18 protein-coding genes are annotated in these 17,904 nt (G+C 38.2%); 13 read left to right on the top strand and 5 right to left on the bottom strand.

Going from position 1 to position 17,904, the window contains the following annotated elements; genetic code table 11:
* Positions 1–91: 91 nt before the first annotated feature.
* Both BUA72_RS02410 and BUA72_RS02405 read right to left on the bottom strand, forming a co-directional pair.
* Complete coding sequence (locus tag BUA72_RS02410; RefSeq protein WP_072921677.1) at positions 92–547, bottom strand: DUF1801 domain-containing protein; 456 nt, start codon at positions 545–547, stop codon at positions 92–94.
* A 123-nt stretch (positions 548–670) separates the two neighbouring features.
* Positions 671–2,458 carry a T9SS type A sorting domain-containing protein gene (locus BUA72_RS02405; RefSeq protein ID WP_083544105.1) on the bottom strand — a complete coding sequence of 596 codons (1,788 nt, stop codon included), beginning with the start codon at positions 2,456–2,458 and terminating at the stop codon, positions 671–673.
* Positions 2,459–2,861: 403 nt separating this feature from the next.
* Between BUA72_RS02405 and BUA72_RS02400 the strand changes: the two genes are divergently transcribed.
* From BUA72_RS02400 to proC, 5 genes are all read left to right on the top strand, one after another.
* Positions 2,862–4,067 carry a pyridoxal phosphate-dependent aminotransferase gene (locus BUA72_RS02400; RefSeq protein WP_047452047.1) on the top strand — a complete coding sequence of 402 codons (1,206 nt, stop codon included), beginning with the start codon at positions 2,862–2,864 and terminating at the stop codon, positions 4,065–4,067.
* A gap of 11 nt (positions 4,068–4,078) precedes the next feature.
* Positions 4,079–4,567: a hypothetical protein gene (locus BUA72_RS02395; protein WP_228407828.1), complete on the top strand. Its 489-nt coding sequence runs from the start codon at positions 4,079–4,081 to the stop codon at positions 4,565–4,567.
* Positions 4,568–4,571: 4 nt separating this feature from the next.
* The gene (gene murB, locus BUA72_RS02390; RefSeq protein WP_072921674.1) at positions 4,572–5,585 is read left to right on the top strand and encodes a UDP-N-acetylmuramate dehydrogenase; all 1,014 of its coding nucleotides are present in this window, start codon (positions 4,572–4,574) and stop codon (positions 5,583–5,585) included.
* A 317-nt stretch (positions 5,586–5,902) separates the two neighbouring features.
* Entirely contained in the window at positions 5,903–7,870 is a 1,968-nt protein-coding gene (locus BUA72_RS02385; protein ID WP_139259485.1) for a hypothetical protein, read from the top strand.
* Positions 7,871–7,967: 97 nt separating this feature from the next.
* A complete protein-coding gene (proC, locus tag BUA72_RS02380) occupies positions 7,968–8,771 on the top strand; it encodes a pyrroline-5-carboxylate reductase (protein ID WP_047452053.1) in 804 nt (267 codons plus the stop codon).
* Here proC and BUA72_RS02375 read toward each other — a convergent pair.
* Entirely contained in the window at positions 8,752–9,174 is a 423-nt protein-coding gene (locus BUA72_RS02375) for a VanZ family protein (RefSeq protein ID WP_072921672.1), read from the bottom strand. The two genes, proC and BUA72_RS02375, sit on opposite strands and share 20 nt — an antisense overlap.
* Positions 9,175–9,229: 55 nt before the next feature.
* Between BUA72_RS02375 and lnt the strand changes: the two genes are divergently transcribed.
* A complete protein-coding gene (gene lnt, locus BUA72_RS02370) occupies positions 9,230–10,864 on the top strand; it encodes an apolipoprotein N-acyltransferase (RefSeq protein WP_072921671.1) in 1,635 nt (544 codons plus the stop codon).
* A 356-nt stretch (positions 10,865–11,220) separates the two neighbouring features.
* On the opposite strand, the gene BUA72_RS02365 is transcribed toward lnt, so the two are convergent.
* On the bottom strand, positions 11,221–12,933 hold the full coding sequence (locus BUA72_RS02365; RefSeq protein WP_072921670.1) for a T9SS type A sorting domain-containing protein: 1,713 nt from the start codon (positions 12,931–12,933) through the stop codon (positions 11,221–11,223).
* Between the two features lie 240 nt (positions 12,934–13,173).
* On the opposite strand from BUA72_RS02365, the gene rpmB reads away from it, so the two are divergent.
* From rpmB to BUA72_RS02335, 6 genes are all read left to right on the top strand, one after another.
* A complete protein-coding gene (gene rpmB, locus BUA72_RS02360; RefSeq protein WP_002976757.1) occupies positions 13,174–13,416 on the top strand; it encodes a 50S ribosomal protein L28 in 243 nt (80 codons plus the stop codon).
* Positions 13,417–13,422: 6 nt separating this feature from the next.
* Positions 13,423–13,605, top strand: coding sequence for a 50S ribosomal protein L33 (rpmG, locus tag BUA72_RS02355; protein ID WP_027373683.1), 183 nt, complete (start codon positions 13,423–13,425; stop codon positions 13,603–13,605).
* A gap of 19 nt (positions 13,606–13,624) precedes the next feature.
* Positions 13,625–13,777: a DUF4295 domain-containing protein gene (locus BUA72_RS02350; RefSeq protein WP_002976755.1), complete on the top strand. Its 153-nt coding sequence runs from the start codon at positions 13,625–13,627 to the stop codon at positions 13,775–13,777.
* A 99-nt stretch (positions 13,778–13,876) separates the two neighbouring features.
* Positions 13,877–14,344 (top strand): RidA family protein, encoded by a 468-nt coding sequence (locus BUA72_RS02345; RefSeq protein ID WP_072921669.1) that lies wholly within the window; start codon positions 13,877–13,879, stop codon positions 14,342–14,344.
* Between the two features lie 9 nt (positions 14,345–14,353).
* Positions 14,354–15,307, top strand: coding sequence for a signal recognition particle-docking protein FtsY (ftsY, locus tag BUA72_RS02340; RefSeq protein WP_034723757.1), 954 nt, complete (start codon positions 14,354–14,356; stop codon positions 15,305–15,307).
* 69 nt (positions 15,308–15,376) lie between these two features.
* The gene (locus tag BUA72_RS02335; RefSeq protein ID WP_047452062.1) at positions 15,377–15,637 is read left to right on the top strand and encodes a GlsB/YeaQ/YmgE family stress response membrane protein; all 261 of its coding nucleotides are present in this window, start codon (positions 15,377–15,379) and stop codon (positions 15,635–15,637) included.
* A gap of 71 nt (positions 15,638–15,708) precedes the next feature.
* Here BUA72_RS02335 and sppA read toward each other — a convergent pair whose 3' ends face one another.
* Entirely contained in the window at positions 15,709–17,463 is a 1,755-nt protein-coding gene (gene sppA / locus BUA72_RS02330) for a signal peptide peptidase SppA (protein WP_047452064.1), read from the bottom strand.
* Between the two features lie 20 nt (positions 17,464–17,483).
* Between sppA and folK the strand changes: the two genes are divergently transcribed.
* Entirely contained in the window at positions 17,484–17,900 is a 417-nt protein-coding gene (gene folK, locus BUA72_RS02325) for a 2-amino-4-hydroxy-6-hydroxymethyldihydropteridine diphosphokinase (protein WP_047452066.1), read from the top strand.
* The last annotated feature ends 4 nt before the right edge of the window (positions 17,901–17,904 follow it).

Here is a 17,904-nt window from a genome sequence, read left to right as displayed (position 1 = left end):
AGAGCCTCAGCCCCCAGAAATATTTGTCTTCAGAAATGATAGTCGTCATGAAGTAAGTGAAGGGTCTGTTTCTTTTGTGAAACGGACTCTTTTACTTTTTAAGCTGGCTTTCATAAATACTGATCCAGTCTTCCACTGTCATTTTTTTGCTTACCTCAGCGATGAGCTCAAAAGGAATATCTTCCGGTTTTTTGAAACGGACACATGACTTCCCCATATCCAGTTTTCGTTTGGAATGTTTGGGATATTCTGCAACAAACCAGTCCAGCAGTTCAGGATGGGCGTACATTCCCATATGATAAAAGGCGATGAAATTCTTTTGTGAAGCTAACCCCATAAAAGGCAGTGCTGAGCCCGGCGTACAGTGATAACCCGCAGGATACGTTTCCAGAGGAACATTCCATCCTATCATGCCATAACTGACACCTTCCTGAAAGCCTTTTGGCAGATTGTCATTTACAGTATCAAACAATTTTTTGAACACTTCCTGTCTTTCTTCAGGAATTTTTGAGATATAATCGGCTACGGAGTCGGCTGGAATTTGCATGTTCGGTTAAGTTTTTATGATCTTCCAAATTAATAAAATTTATCAATATCCTGATTGAAATTGAATCAAAAAAAGCGGCAGTACATAAATGCACTGCCGCTCAATTTTATTGACATTAAAAATTTATTTTTTGATCGCTTTCACAGTAGACTGCGAACCGTCTTTGAAGTAAATCGTTACGAAATATAAGCCTGTATTCAGCGTGCTCAGATCAAGCTCTTTCACAGCGCCTGTAAAGCTTTTCACTGTTCTGCCGGAAGCGTCTCCTACGGTTACAGATTTCACTTCTCTGGTATCTGAAATGTGCAGAATATCTTTGAACGGATTCGGGTGAACCGATGCTTTCTTTACGCCATCTTTTACTTCTGAAGTACTCAACTGAGCATTTTCAACCGTAAAGTTGTCAACATAAAAATTGTAATCCGGATTATCATTTACAGTTCCAGCTGTTGCGTAAAAAGCAAATACAGTATTCGCACTGTTGTATCCAGTTAAGGTATAAGAATATGGCGTTGATGTATTGGTAGGTGCATTGGCTGCATTCCATGTCTGCAAGACTGTCCAGGTAGATCCACCGTCATTCGATACCACAAACTGAACCACATCATCAGATCCCATTGGCGAAGAAGCAGTACTTAGATACGCTGCTACACCGTAATCAAATTTAACTTTATAAGAACCTGCAGAGAGATTAAATGGCAGTGTTTTCAGCCAGCCTACCCTGTTGGTAGAATACAAATTGATTGTTGCTGATCCGCCTGATCCAGTTCCTAAGAATCCACCTGACGCCCAAAGACTGCTTGTCCCTGTAGGGCCCGTAGCAGGAGTACCTCCGGAAAGATTACTGGTCCAGCATGTTCCCGGGAAGGTGCTGAAGTCATTCGTATACGATGGAACCACAGTACCGCATAAAGTAGTAAATGTTCCTGACTGCGACCATACGCTCTGAGCCGTTGCTGTACTACAATTAGTTCTTACCCAATAATAGTAAACCGTACTTGATGATAAAGATGGAATAGTAAAGGAAGTTCCTGTAACTCCAGGATGATTAGGCACCGTTCCAGCGGTAGGTGCTGTATTGGTTGTACTGTAATATACATCATAGCTTACTGCCTGAACAGTGGCCGGTACCGTCCATGAAACCTGAGCAGAGCTTGAAGTAAGCGTACCTACAGGCTGAAGTGTAGGAGCTACACAGTCTGTATAAGCATCTGCTGAAAAAGCAAAAACATTGGCAATTCCTGTACCGCTGACTTTAGTCACCGTGATACTTTGAATAGGCTTAGTCTGATTGGCTGCATCAAGTGTCAATAAAGACTGATACAATCTCGGGTTTGTAGAACTCGATTCTAAAACATTATTCGCTCTGTTGATTCTTCCAATCCCACGGATGGCATAGTTTGTTCCGTCATACCAGTCGGAGATCGATACTCCTGAAAACGTCTGAGTGGTGTTATCCGTAAAGTTGACCGTTACATTCACGGTACATTGCCCGCTTCCTCCGGTAGCAAGCATATATACTTTAAAAGCAGGAATAGGTGTGATAAATGATAATGTTCCGCTTGTCCCACTGGTGGAAATTTTAAGAGAATTATTCCCATAAAGATCTCCCAGTTTGTAGCTCAATCCGGGTGTAGAAGCCACGACAGAATTTACGATCCCGTTTACAGGGAGTCCGTAGGTAAGTGCCGAACTTGTAGGGGTGAGTTTAAAATCCCTTGCCACAAAGGCAAAAGACACACCGTCAACGTCTTCTGTGGTACTTGATAAGGCAGAACCTACATCATTGGCAATAACATCTGCCGTGTATCCGGACTGGACTGGCATGGTCTGATAGTTTTGAGCATTCATAGCTGATGCCGCAAAAAGAGTCACAATAGAAAGGACCCTCATTGGTAAATGTATTTTCATAATTATTTTTTATTAGCGCTGAAATTTAATAAAAAATACAATACAAAACGGATATTTTTATTAAATAATTAAATATCACTTAATAATGTTACGATATCGATATATTTCACTATATAGAAATTTTACTTTCTAACCAAATATTTTATTCACATTTTCATGTATTATTTTAACAATTTTAATCATTTTGACCTATAATTAATCTCCAACACTTATTATTTTCAACAAATTGATAACCAGTATTAAGCACAAATAAAAAGAATTCCATTTGTCATCAAAAGAACAGGCAACCATCAATTTTAATTTGCTGATTTCCAAAACAATTAAAAAGCACTCAAAATGAACAACAGGTTATTTTATTATTGAGAAATTAAATCTTATTTTTGCCATACAAATTTTTTGAACAATGCCGAATATTTCAAACAGAGCACAGCATATGCCGCCATCGCCGGTAAGAAAACTGGTTCCTTACGCTTTAAAAGCGAAACAACAGGGAATAAAAGTATATCACCTTAATATCGGGCAGCCTGATATTGAAACACCGGAAACGGCTTTAAATGCTTTAAAGAATATTGATCTTAAAGTATTGGAGTATGCACTTTCTGAAGGTAATATAGAATACAGAAAAGCCCTTACGGAGTATTATCACACTTTAGGTTTTCCAGACCTTACCCCTGATAATTTCATCGTTACCAATGGGGGTTCTGAAGCCCTGAACTTTGCGATTTCGACTTTATGTGATGACGGCGACGAGGTGATTATTCCTGAGCCTTACTATGCCAACTATAACGGTTTTACCAGCACATTCAATGTACATGTGGTAGCGGTACCGTCTACGATTGACACAGGTTTTGCGCTTCCTCCGATCGAAGAATTTGAGAAAAAAATTACAGAAAAAACAAGAGCCATCGTTATCTGCAACCCGGGTAACCCTACCGGATATCTTTACACCCGTGAAGAACTTCAGAAGCTGGCAGAAATTGCTTTAAAATATGATATCGTTGTGATCTCAGACGAAGTATACAGAGAATATGTGTATGACGGAAAGCAGCAGATTTCTATGCTGGATTTCCCGGAACTGAGCGAAAACTGTATCATCATCGATTCAGAATCCAAGCGTTATTCTATGTGTGGCGTAAGAATCGGATGTATGCTAACCCGTTCAAAAAAGATCCACGATGCGGCTATGCTTTTTGCACAGGCGAGACTGAGCCCGGTTCTTTTGGGACAGATCGCAGCTACAGCAGCACACCAGAATGACGGAGCCTACATCAGAGCGGTAAGAGAAGAATATACGCACAGAAGAAATATTTTGGTAGACCTTCTGAATGCTATTCCAGGGGTTATCTGCCCTAAACCAAGAGGAGCATTTTACTGTGTCGCGGAACTTCCGGTAGATGATACTGAGAAATTTGCACAATGGCTTTTAGAAAAGTATTCCCTAAATAAAGAAACGATCATGGTAGCTCCTGCAGGAGGTTTCTACAGTGATCCTGAACTGGGAAAAAAACAGGTAAGAATTGCTTACGTACTGAAAGAGGAAGATCTTAAGAAAAGTGCTGAAATCCTGAAACAAGCGCTGAAGACTTACAGAGAAGAATTCAGCTTATAAAAATACAATCTATGATGCCGGCAATAAAAAATAATCATCTGAAACTCCTGTTTTCACTATTTTTGCTGCCGGCATTTTTTTCCTGTGACAAGGAGAAAAAACAGATCTCTGCTTCTCCTCAGAATCCGAATGAGATCACCTTCATCAGTTTATCCCATATCGGAGGCGAGCGGGGAGATTATAAAATCATTAAAGTCACAAAAGATTCCATCCACGCAGAACAGGGCGTTGCAGACCTCCAGACTCACAAAGAATGGAATTCAGCGATCACTCCACAGAACTGGAAAAATATGACCTCTTCCATCAAGGTTAAAGATCTTGATGAAATTCAAAGCTCACCCAGCAAACAGTCTATAGACGGCATCGACGAAACTTTTCAGATCAAAACTCCGAAAAAGTCACACATCTACGTTAATTCTTATGCAGACACGATTCATTACAAACAGCTGAAACAGTTTAAAGAACAACTCAACCTCCTTCTTCCCACAGAATATCAATAACCCTATGCAAGAAAATTTTTCCCTAAAGCCCTACAATACATTCGGCGTTGATGTCAATGCAAAATACTTTATTGAAGTACAAACCCTTGAAGAGTTAAGGGATGCCATCAATTATTCTAAAAACCACCATCTATCTATTTTATTTTTGGGTGGAGGAAGTAACATTCTTTTGACTAAAGATTTTGACGGTCTTGCCATTAAGCTCAGCTTAATAGGAATTGACGAAAAAGACCTGAATGACAATGAGGTTCTGGTAACGGCAAAAGCAGGAGAAAACTGGCATGAATTGGTGATGTACAGCCTTGAAAAAAACTATGGCGGACTGGAAAACCTTTCTTTGATCCCGGGAAATGTGGGCACTTCACCGATGCAGAATATCGGAGCTTACGGTACGGAAATAAAAGATATATTTGTCAGCTGTAGTGTTTTAGACCTTGAAAATCTTGCACTTAGAACATTCAATCTTGAGGAGTGCCGTTTTGGTTACAGGGATTCAATTTTCAAGCAGGAAGGAAAAGGAAAGTATGTTATTTTAGAGGTTACTTTCAAATTAACAAAAAAGGATCATCATATTAAAACGGAATACGGAGCGATAAAAACTGAGCTGGAAAATCTAGGAATTACTCATCCTACCATTCAGGATGTTTCTAAAGCCGTGATCCATATCAGACAGAGCAAACTGCCGGATCCTAAAGAAACGGGAAATGCGGGAAGCTTTTTTAAAAACCCTACCATTCCTTTGGCACAATTCGAAGATCTGAAACAGAAATTTGAAAATATTCCAGGTTATCCTAATGGGGATGTAGTAAAAGTCCCTGCCGGGTGGCTCATCGAGCAATGCGGATGGAAAGGCAAACAAATTGGAAACGCCGCTTCACACAAACTTCAGGCTCTGGTTATCGTAAACGCTACTGGAAATGCTACGGGAAAAGAAATTTTTGATTTTTCTACAGAGATCATTCATTCCGTACAGGAGAAGTTCGGGATAGAACTTGAACGGGAAGTGAATATTCTATAATAGATAAAAGACAGTTATTTTCAGTGACTGTCTTTTTTTTGTCATCAAACTCAAAAATTATTCATCAATTTTCCAACATACCTGCTTTATGATTTATTTTAGTACATCATAAATTTCGAATATGCATTACACTATAAAATATAATTATTCTAAATAAAAATAATTACATCTTCATTACCTTTAAAAAAAACTTTATATAGAAATACTGTAACGGCTTTAGGGTGCATTATTGCGACTTTTGCATGACTAATTTTTACATTGTATGAAGCAATTTCTTATGCTTCATTTATTTTAATAATCATCAAAATTCAAACGGAATGAAACTCAAATCTCTAAAATTACTATTTACAGTAATTTCACTATTTCAATTGGCTTTTTATAAAGCTCAGGACAAAATCACCATACAGAAAGTTGAGGTGAACGGAACAGTTTTTACATCTACAGCCTATATCCCTAAAAATACCCCTATTAATCTAAAGGTTTATTTTAATATCAAAAAAAATTCTTCTCCCAATGAAATGGGAAACAATGTAAAATTAATTGCAAAAAAGCTTGGTTCAAATCATCAGGTTTTTGTGCGCACACTCGGTAATTTCCCAACAAGTACAGGCCAAAGTGTAGATTATGTATTAACTGAAAACATCAATAACCCAAATGTTTTGATTGATTGGCAGGACAGTGGAAATCTTTTTATGACCTATACTTATGGAGGCAGTTTTACAATAGTCGCATCCAATTTATTTCCCTTGGCATTTGTAACAGCTCCTGTTATAACAATCCCAACTACCCCTATTTACAACAATACGATATCCGGAACTGTGGTCACTGAATATTTAACGACGGGATCAGTGATTACCGGAACTGATGCTAAAGTGCCCAACAATGCACAGTTTAAGTATTACTGGCAAAGAAAGAACCCTGGAGGCGACTGGTACAACATCGTTAATGGAACTATAAACACTCAAAATTATGCTCCACTTGCTTCTGAGAACAGATACCATTATAAATTAAGAAGGGCTGTGAGACCTATCAATTCAGATTTAGATACAGGCTACAGTAACGAAGTAGACGTACAGGTAAGAATAGGAGAAAATAAGATCACCGAAAGTGTAAGTCATAATGGTACAGCAACCATCAGAACCCTTATAGGCAGCACACCTAAAGGCGGAGGTAACGTATTTACCTATCAATGGCAGGAATACACAAGCAGCGGATGGAAAAATATTCCCAATGCAACAGTCATTAATTACATCACTCCATCCAATTCCACAGGAAAGTCATTCAGACGTATCGCAAGAACTACCGCCGCATTAGAAAGCTTAAGTAATGAACTCACATTAGGTGATTTGAAAACATTAGGTAATCTAATAACCGTGGAAACTTTTGACAGCAACAAAGGAATTCTCGATGATCAAAAAGTTATGGCCGGGCAAAAACCTGTATTCAACAGACTGAGAACACACACTGAAGGTTATCTGAAAAGCGGAAGCAGACACCCTCTTTCCATTCAGTGGCAAAGCAGAACTGAAGGCGGTACATGGGCAGATATTCCGGGAGCTACCAATGAAATCTATACCATAAATGCACCTTTGACCCAAACACTGCAATACAGAAGAAATGTAGCATCTTTATATGTTCCGGACAGTGAAAGCAATATTATCACCGTTCAGGTATCAGCAGAGCCTGTCATCGAATACAATATCATATCATTTGACCCATCCAACTCAGATCATATAATGGGATCAGCTCCAATAGGAGGTGACGGAAACTACAAATATGTGTGGGCAGTTGATGTGCATCCGGATGACTCGATAGGAGAAATTATCTATTGGGGAGTATCTTCGGGAACTGAAACAACCATGTCTGAATACATAGATACACTTCCTATTTCCAGCGATGAATATCATCTTACAAGATATGCTATTTCGGATGGAGTATGGAACAGGTCCAACACGCTTATTTACTCTGTCTCAGGAGGAATTATCCAGGGCAAAAAAGCAAAAACTAATCCTCTTGCAGCTCCTATAGCACAAAAAACAATAACCGCAACTGTTAATAACAACGAACTGCTTTTCAACTTTAAAAATTATAACGGAGCACAGGCAGAGGTTTATCTTGTTAACTACTCAACTGGAAGATCAGAGAAGATCATGAAACCTACTATTTCATCTGATAATTCAATACAGGTCTGGGCTTTTCCTCCGCATTATCTGCAGGGCGTTTATGCTTATAATATTGTGTTTAATGATGGAACCGTACAATCCGGAAAAGTCATTAAAAAATAATCTGACAATCAGGCCCATTTAAAATAAGCAGCTGTACTACACAGCTGCTTTATTTTTGTATCAAAATCACTATTTTAGCTAAAAAAAAAGTACAAACATGAAAATAGCTATTCTCGGAGCCGGCAATATGGGCCTTTCCTTTTCAAAATCATTTTTAAAATATGAGCTGATCAAGCCGCAGGATCTTCATCTGATCACTCGAAGTCAGTCTAAGATCTCTAAAATAGCCGAAGAGTTTCCAAAATCCCAGATTTCTACTTTTGAAGAAACGAAGGAATTGGATGCTGATCTTATTATCATCGCCGTAAAACCTCAGGATTTCCAGCATGTAACCCAGAATTTCCAGTTTACATTAAAAGAAAATCAAATGGTTCTTTCTATTATGGCCGGAATCAAAATTGAAAAAATCCAGAAATTACTCAATCATCCCCTTGTCGTAAGAGCCATGCCGAACTCTCCTACCCTTCTGGGAATGGGGATCACGGGCTATACCGCTGCAGGAGGTATTTCTTTCAGCCAGCTGATCAATATTGAAAGGCTATTAAACAGTACCGGCAGATCGGTATATCTCGAAAATGAAGATCTTCTGGACGGCGTTACGGCGCTTTCAGGAAGTGGGCCTGCTTACTTTTACTATATCGTAGATGCTATGATTAAAGCCGGCGTAGAGATGGGTATCGATGAAAATCTGTCCAAACTGTTTGTCCAGCAAACGATGCTTGGGGCTTATCACCTGATCAACAATTCCGAGAAGAGCCTTGAAGAACTGATCAAAGACGTAGCTTCCAAGGGTGGAACTACTGAAGCGGCTTTGAAAACCTTTGAAGACAACAGTTTTAAAGAGATTTTAAAAAGCGGAATTTTAAATGCTGAAAAAAGAGCTAAAGAACTAAACGGCTAAATTTCTTTTCAATACATCTACAAAGCAGCCATCCGAGATAAACGCCCAAGGTATTCAGAAGAATATCATCTACTTCAAATATGCCCATTCTTGTAAAGTACTGAAGCGCTTCAACGATGACAATGGAAGCCATAAAAGTGTACATCAGTATTTTCAAATCTCTAAGCTGAGGAAAGATCCAGCCCAGAAACCCGAAAGGAATAAACATAACAATATTCCCCAAAACAATGATCACAATATCTTTCCAACTAATGGTATTGTGGATAAATTCTATGGTAGAGAAAACAGGTTCTACCGTGATCAGATTATCATCATACTGGAATCTGCCCATGCCCAAAAACATGAGATAAAGTAAAAACAGCGTATACGGAACAATAATAATTTTGTAAAATTTCTTTAACATCAAGTGCAAATTTATTCATTTCAAAAACATTAAATTTGTATGTTAAATCAATTTAATGAAATACGTTTTACTTACGCTCATTTCAGCAATGTTGCTGTCTGTTTCGTGGCCTACTTACGGAGTTCCGTTTTTTATATTTATTGCCCTCGTTCCGCTTCTGATGATGGAACACGGCATATCAAAATTTTCAGCTTACAAACGAAAAAGCTGGGTGGTCTTCGGACTCTCCTATCTTTGTTTTGTAGTCTGGAATATCGTAACGACCGGCTGGCTGTATGGTTCCAAAAACCCTGATGGAAGCCACTCTATGATGGCAGTAGTATTTCCTGTCCTTGTTAATTCTTTTCTGTATTCGCTTGTTTTCCAGTGCTATCACTGGTACAAAAATGCACAGGGAACTTACTGGGGATTAGGATTTCTGATTGCCATATGGATGAGTTTCGAAAAATTCCATCTGAACTGGGAACTGACCTGGCCCTGGCTAAACTTAGGAAATGTATTTTCGGATTATCCTAAATTAATACAGTGGTATGACACGTTGGGAGCTACAGGAGGAAGCTTCTGGATCCTGCTCATTAATGTTTTAATTTTCTATACCATAAGAACCTGGGAAGCCGGAAGAAAAAGAAAAGACCTGATTAGAAATGTATCTATTGTAAGTGCATTGATCATTCTTCCCATGATTATTTCACTGGTCAAATACAATAACTTCAACGAAAAACCTTCCGGACAGGTGAATGTCCTGATGCTGCAGCCCGATCTTGATCCGTATGCCGAAAAGTATTCAAAGGACAGCCTCACTATTGAAAATGATCTTTTAAGCCTGGCAGAAATCAATTCAAAAGGAAAAATAGATTATTATATCGCTCCTGAAACAGCCCTTCCCGGAAGAGGTTCAATTTCTGAAACTGCTTTTGAAAAGAGTTTACTTTTAAATAACATCAAAGGATTTTTAACGAAACATCCCGGAGCCGTTTTCGCAACCGGAATTTCATCACACCGTTTTTACAAAAATCAGGAAAACATCCCGAAAGAAGCTTACCAGCTCAATCCTGATCTTTGGGTAGAAAGCTATAATACCGCTATTCAGATTGCACCACAGGAAAAAGTTCAGGTTTATCACAAAGGGAAATTGGTTCCCGGCGTTGAGATATTCCCTTATATGAGTGTTTTAAAACCTCTTCTGGGTGATGCCATGATTAACCTGGGCGGAACTGTTGCTTCTTTAGGAATAGACAAGGAAAGAAAGGCATTTGCCAATCCTTACAACAAAGGCAGAATGGCACCCATCATCTGCTACGAAAGTATCTATGGCGAATTCACAACGGATTATGTTAAAAAAGGAGCCAATTTTATGGGTATCATGACCAATGACTCATGGTGGGGCGTAACAGAAGGCCACAAACAGCTTCTTTCTTACGCAAAACTGAGAGCCATTGAAACCAGAAGAGAAATTGCCCGCGCCGCCAACAGCGGTATTTCAGCGCATATCAATGCCAAAGGAGAAATAGTAGCCGATACCTTCTACGGTGATAAAACCACTCTATTCGCCAAAGTAAATCTGTATGAAACCATGACTTTCTATACAAGAGCCGGAGACCTTCTATCAAGGTTTTCCATTTTTGCATTAGGATTTTTATTGTTTTACTTTTTGATTGAGAAATTCAGAAGTAAGATGAAGAAGGCGTGATTTTTTTAATACGAATATTTCGCCCACAAAATCCACACAAGATAAGCACTTAAGTTTTTTGAATTTAAATGTTTTGTGAACAAGAAAATCACAAGGGGGCTTCGAGAGCCTCAGCCCCCAGAAATATTTGTTATCAGTAATACTTTGTCATCAAAATTATGGTCATAAATGATGTAAGTACCCTATAAAGGGGGCTGAGGCACTCGAAGCCCCATTCATGACAACAAAAAATTCAACACTAAATTAAAAAAGCACTTTATCCGGCTGGATAAAGTGCTTTTTTTAAGATAACTAATAAATAAAATAGAAAAGCCAGCTGGACGTCTGGCTTTTCTTACTAATAGAACTTTTCAGTTTTATTGAATGATTAATTTTTGAGTGGTTACCTCGTTTTTAATTTTCAGTTTTAATAGATAAACTCCTTTCGTAAGATGTGAAACATTGATAGACTGATCGTTATTCAAAATAACATTCTGTTTTCTTCCATCCATAGAGTACATTTCAACATCAGAAACTTTATCTCCTTTAATGAATACTTTCTCAGACGCCGGATTCGGATAAATGGAAACCAGGTTGTTTACCGTTACATCACGTGTTCCCAGTGTACCTTGTATAGAAGCATCAGAAAATACTTTTGACGCATCAATAGACCTTACAGTCCAGTATACATTCTGAACAGACGGGTCAAGATCCAGGAACCATGACGGTGTTGTCACTACATATTTGGCGAGATTGGCGGCTCCGGGTGTAGACCCTACTTTAATTTCATATCGAAGGGCATTCACAGGGGTCTTATCATCAGACGCACCACTCCAGGAGAATTTAAAACGGTTTCCTGTTTTTACTACATTAAGGACTGCGGGAGGTACAGGTTTCAGATTAACTTCAGTAGAAGTATTTTTGAAGAATTTAGTAAGTGAAGGCATGCCCGGATCTGCCCAATCAAATCCGGCCAATAAAACATCCAGACGGTGGTCATTGTCAAAGTCAAGTAGATTCACAAAACCTGGCCCTCCTAACATATGCAGCCCTGTAGGTATATTTTCAGTAAAGTTTTGATTTGAAGGATTATATAAAAAAGTTTTTACAACGGCATCATTATTACTATCATTTCCGGAAACGATAAAATCATAGTACCCGTCATTATCTACATCACCCGTAGTGACAGACGAATCTGCTATCTCGGGAACGTTTATTTTCTGTAAGTTGAAGTGTCCGGTTCCGTCATTCATAAGAACAGCAAGAAACCCTTCATAGCTGGTATCCTGTCCTGTAATCACAATATCCTGGAAACCGTCTGCATTGAAATCTGCATACTCCATTTTTCCGCTCGTAAGGGCTTCAAAATCCTGTGAAAGCGTCAGTGTTCCCGACTGATTCAGAAAGACTTTGCAAATAGGATTATCACCATCAGCTACCCCAAGAATAACAAGGTCGAGAAAGTTGTCATTATTAAGATCTACAAACTTGAAGCTTCCATTCTGTGTTCCCGGTTGCCAACCTTTAGTCAGTTCAAAATCGGTTGCTGTATTTCTGTAGAAGTCAAGATTATTCACAAAACCGGTTCCTTCTATATATTGGGTTCCGTTGATGGCATAATCTACTTTTCCATCATTATCAAAGTCAAAAGCTTCGAGAGATCCGTAGACCTTTCCCGCAAGATCGACCTCTTTTACAAAACCAGTTCCGGTATTTTTAAATCGGTAATGCTTATAATTTACAATATCATTATAACTCAGCCCCGTAGAAATAATATCCATCAAACCATCATTATCAAAGTCCATGAATTTGATATCTCCCAGGTGGTTTGCATTCGCTCCCAAATTGGCATAAGGCACCAGTGAAGTCCCGTTGTTTCTGTATACTTCGTTAAAAGATGTATCTACATTTCCATCACCATCACTGTCAATAGCTCCATTGATCACCACATCCTGCTTTCCGTCATTATCCATATCAGCCACATCAGCTGATCCATAGTAGAAATTCTTCATACCGGTCTGGATTTCAGTGTAGTTCTGAGCCATGAGCCCCACAGGAAGCATAGATAAAAGAATACAGATCCTCTTCATATTATTTTTATTTAGATTAATTAAAAACAAAGGTAAAACATTCGGATTTGCTTTTTACATAAAGCTTACATGAAATATATCAGTCACTTGGCTCAGCGTGTCTCGGGATTTATTTTATTTTAAAATTCATGATTATTAATCAGTCAGTTATTTGTAAATATTTTCCAAAAGATTTGTCTATATAAAAAATTCTTCGTTATTTTGCACTCTCAAATATTATACAAATAAGAACATCGAGATATGTCAAGAATTTGCCAAATAACAGGAAAGCGTGCAATGGTTGGTAACAACGTTTCTCACGCTAATAACAAAACGAAGCGTCGTTTTGAAATTAACTTATTAGAGAAGAAATTTTACCTTCCGGAGCAGGATAAGCACGTAACACTGAAAGTATCAGCTCATGGATTGAGAGTGATTAACAAGATTGGAATCGAAGAAGCTATTGAAAGAGCTACTAGAAACGGATTGATTAAAAAGAATTAATAAATCATGGCAAAAAAAGGAAATAGAGTTCAAGTAATCCTTGAATGTACAGAGCACAAAGAGAGCGGTATGCCAGGAATGTCAAGATACATTTCTACTAAGAATAAAAAGAACACTACAGAGAGATTAGAGCTTAAGAAGTACAATCCTGTTCTTAAAAGATCTACCCTTCACAAAGAAATCAAGTAATTTATAAATATAATTTACCATGGCAAAGAAAGTAGTAGCAACCCTACAAAGCGGACAGTCAAAAAAAATGACTAAAGTTGTGAAAATGGTTAAGTCATCTAAGTCAGGTGCTTACGTTTTCGAAGAAAAAGTAATGAATGCAGACGAAGTAGACGGTTATTTGAAGAAATAATCTCCACTTTATTTACAATATAAAAAACTACTCATATTTTGGGTAGTTTTTTTGTTATCTTTGTTCACCAGATTATTAATCAATTCAATATACACCAATATGAAAAAGGTTCTTATTCTGGTTTTCACAGAAATTTTTCTATTTTCATTCGGTCAGAAAAAGATGAACAGTGTAGAATACAAAAACTCCGCGGAAGTTTTTACCATTAAAGGATTGTCACAATCAACAAGCATTGACTGTGGAAATTCCAAAATGATTTTACTGTCCGGACAGGTGCCATTGGATGCTGCAGGAAATCTCGTAGGAAACGACGTCGAAAAGCAGACCCAACAGGTTTTTAAAAACATTGAAAGCATCCTGAAAGAATATGGAGCAACAGGAAAGGATATTGTAAAACTGGGAATATTCATCACCGATATTTCCAAAACACCAGACTTTAGAAAAATCCGTGACTTATATATCAACCTTCAAAATCCTCCCGTGAGCAGCCTTGTGGAAGTAAGCCGTCTTTTCAGAGACGATGTACTTATAGAAGTGGAAGCCACGGCAGTTATAAAAAACAAATAAGAATGAACTATGAGTTGGTTTAAAAATATTTTCAAAAAAGAAGAAAAAGAAACTTTAGATAAAGGTCTGGAAAAATCCAGCCAGGGTTTCTTTGAAAAAATGACGAAGGCCGTAGTCGGTAAAAGCAAAGTAGATGATGAAGTACTGGATAACCTGGAAGAAATACTGATTGCATCTGACGTAGGCGCATCCACAACCATCAAGATCATAGAAAGAATTGAAGAGCGTGTTGCCCGTGATAAATATGTTGGTGTAAGTGAACTGGATGATATTCTTCGCGAAGAGATCTCAGGCTTGCTTCTTGAAAACCCTCATGCAGGAACAGGAAATATAGACCGTTCGAAAAAGCCCTACGTTATTATGGTAGTCGGAGTAAATGGTGTAGGAAAAACAACGACGATCGGAAAGCTGGCTCACCAATTTAAATCAGAAGGCAGAAAGGTTGTTCTGGGAGCGGCAGATACCTTCAGAGCGGCAGCTGTGGATCAGTTGGTCATCTGGAGCGAAAGAGTCGGTGTTCCTATCGTTAAACAGGACATGGGTTCAGATCCTGCTTCCGTAGCGTTTGACACTGTACAGAGTGCTGTAGCACAAGATGCAGACGTAGTGATTATAGATACCGCAGGAAGACTACATAACAAGATCAACCTGATGAACGAACTTTCTAAGATTAAAAGAGTAATGCAGAAGGTGATTCCTGATGCTCCGCATGAGATCCTACTCGTTCTTGACGGTTCTACAGGTCAGAATGCATTTGAGCAGGCCAAACAGTTTACAGCAGCCACAGAAGTGAATGCATTAGCCGTAACAAAACTCGACGGAACTGCCAAAGGTGGTGTGGTCATAGGCATATCAGATCAGTTCCAGATTCCGGTAAAATATATCGGGGTGGGCGAAAAGATGACGGACCTCCAACTTTTCAATGGTACGGAATTTGTTGACTCATTCTTCAAGAAAAGATGATTTAGATCATGTTTTCCCTTAACTTAGCAAACAAATCAATAAATATTAACACTTAAAAAATTTGCAACTATGGGAATTTTAACATGGATTATATTCGGGCTACTGGCTGGAGCCATCGCAAAAATGATTATGCCGGGTAACCAGGGAGGCGGCTGGCTGATCACCATTATACTAGGGATCATTGGAGCTTTCGTGGGCGGTGCGATAGGCGTTTACTTATTACACTGGGGAGACGTTACCTCATTCTGGAATCCCAGAAGCTGGATTCTGGCTATAGGAGGCGCTTTAATCGTTCTCTGGATCTACGGAATGGCTACCAAGAAAAGCTAATACAGCAGATAAAAAATAAAATCCCGGAACTGAAATTCAGTTCCGGGATTTTTTGTACAATATAATTTAGTTTAGTTGATCTTGATCTGGTAAGGCATTTCCATTTTCACCTCAGACTTCAGTTTCTCATCTGTGATCTGCTGAAGAATTTCATAGTTGGCTTTACCAATTTTATTTTTGATAATTCTTGCTGAGATATCCTCTTCATTCAGGTCTTTAAAGATCTGCTCAAAAGGAGTCATTCTTTTCGGATAAGAAGAAACATGGTAAGATTTTAATCCTGCTTTCTGAGCGGCAAATTTCACAGCATCATTCAATGTTCCCAATTCATCCACAAGGCCGATCTGTTTTGCACGAACACCACTCCACACTCTTCCTCCACCCACACTGTCGATCTGCTCGAAAGTCTGTTTTCTATTTTGAGTCACAAAATGTACAAATCTTTTATACGTTCCTTCAACACTTCTCGTGATCAGGTTTACTCCGTAAGGCGTAACCCCGTTCAATGCAGAATAATATTGAGAATTGGCGTTGGTAGCGACAATATCTGAGCGGATACCGTTTTTGTTCGCAAGATCTTTATAATAAGGAATCACTCCGAAAACTCCGATAGATCCTGTCAGTGTATTAGGTTCAGAATAAATTTTATCCGCTGCCATTGCAATATAATATCCTCCGGACGCTGCGTAGTCACCGAAAGATACCACTAAAGGCTTTTTCTTTTTCAGCTGCTGAAGTTCAAATAAAATTTCATCTGAAGCATTAGCACTTCCTCCAGGCGAGTTGATTCTGAAAACAACCGCTTTCACTTTTTCATCATCCTGAAGTTCTTTGATATATTTCACATATCTTTCTGAAAAGATGTCGTTATAGCCATCCCCATTGTTAATTCCACCTGAAGCATACAGCACAGCTACTTTCTCTCCAGACTTATCTTCGTCTGCATAAGAACTGATGTAGCCGGCTAATGACACCTTATTCAGCTTCTCTTTTTCTTTAAGACTAAGCTTTGATTTAATCATCTGGTCATATTCTGTTTTCTGGATCAGTTTGTCAGCCAATTTATATTTTAATCCCAATTCAGGAATCATCCCATATAAACTGTCAACAACAGTTTTGAACTGAGCGGTATCCATTTTTCTTGAAACGGCCATTTTAGTTGAAGTACTGCTCCAGATATCATTTAAAAGAGTACTTAACTGCTCTTTATTTTCCGGAGAAATATCATTTCTTAAGAATGGCTCTACCGCAGACTTGAATTTTCCATGTCTGATCACTTCGATACCAATCCCATATTTATCCGCAAAATCTTTAAAAAATGCAACTTCAGTAGCCAATCCTTTTAATTCTATCATTCCTGATGGATTAAGGTAGTACTGATCTGCCACAGATCCTAAATAATAAGCAGACTGCGAAACAGCATTTCCGTAAGCGTACACAAATTTCCCACTCTTTTTAAAATCTTCAATAGCATTTCTGATATCATCGATTTGGGTCATTCCTGCATGCAGGTCGTCAGCTTCAATACTTATCCCTTTAATATTATCATCGGTTTTAGCCTTTCTGATAGCTTCCAGGACGTCATACAAAAGAACGCTTTTGCTTTTATCGCTGATATTGAACAGTCCCACTTCTTCTTCTGTTGGACTGTCTATTATATTAGTCTTTAAATTAATCGTCAGAACAGAATTGTTTTTCACAGACACAGCTTTGTCATTCCCCATAGAACTGAACACAAGCATCATAATGAAAAAGACGAAAAATACGGCACATAATAGGACAATTGCCACTATATTTGCCAATACATTTTTAAAGAAACTTCTCATAAATCAATCAATTTTCCAATATGTCGCAGCATAAGGTGGTTTTGTTACTAGGAAGTAACCTTGGAGACCAAAAAAAAAATTTAGAGCTTGCCTTAGAAAAGATCAGGGAAGGCGGAAATGAAATATCACAAACCAGCGAATTTTTAATAACAGAACCGGTAGAATTTGTCAGTTCTAATATTTTTTGTAATATTGCATCAATAATATTCACGCATCTTTCACCTATCCAACTGCTTGATTTTATTAAAGGTATTGAAGTTGAGATGGGAAGAATTAATGATTCAAAATCATCTGGAAGCTATAGCGATAGAATAATAGATATTGACATCATTAAATATAACGATTTGAATTTCAGATCAGAAAGATTGGAAATACCTCATCAAAAACATTTATTTGAAAGAGATTTTTCTAAAGTATTATTGAAAGATTTTATCTGAATAA

Origin of the sequence: Chryseobacterium sp. OV279, from assembly GCF_900128945.1 — a bacterium.
Classification (GTDB): domain Bacteria; phylum Bacteroidota; class Bacteroidia; order Flavobacteriales; family Weeksellaceae; genus Chryseobacterium.
Note: the sequence above shows the minus strand (reverse complement) of the source record. Positions and strands in the feature narration are given on the sequence as shown.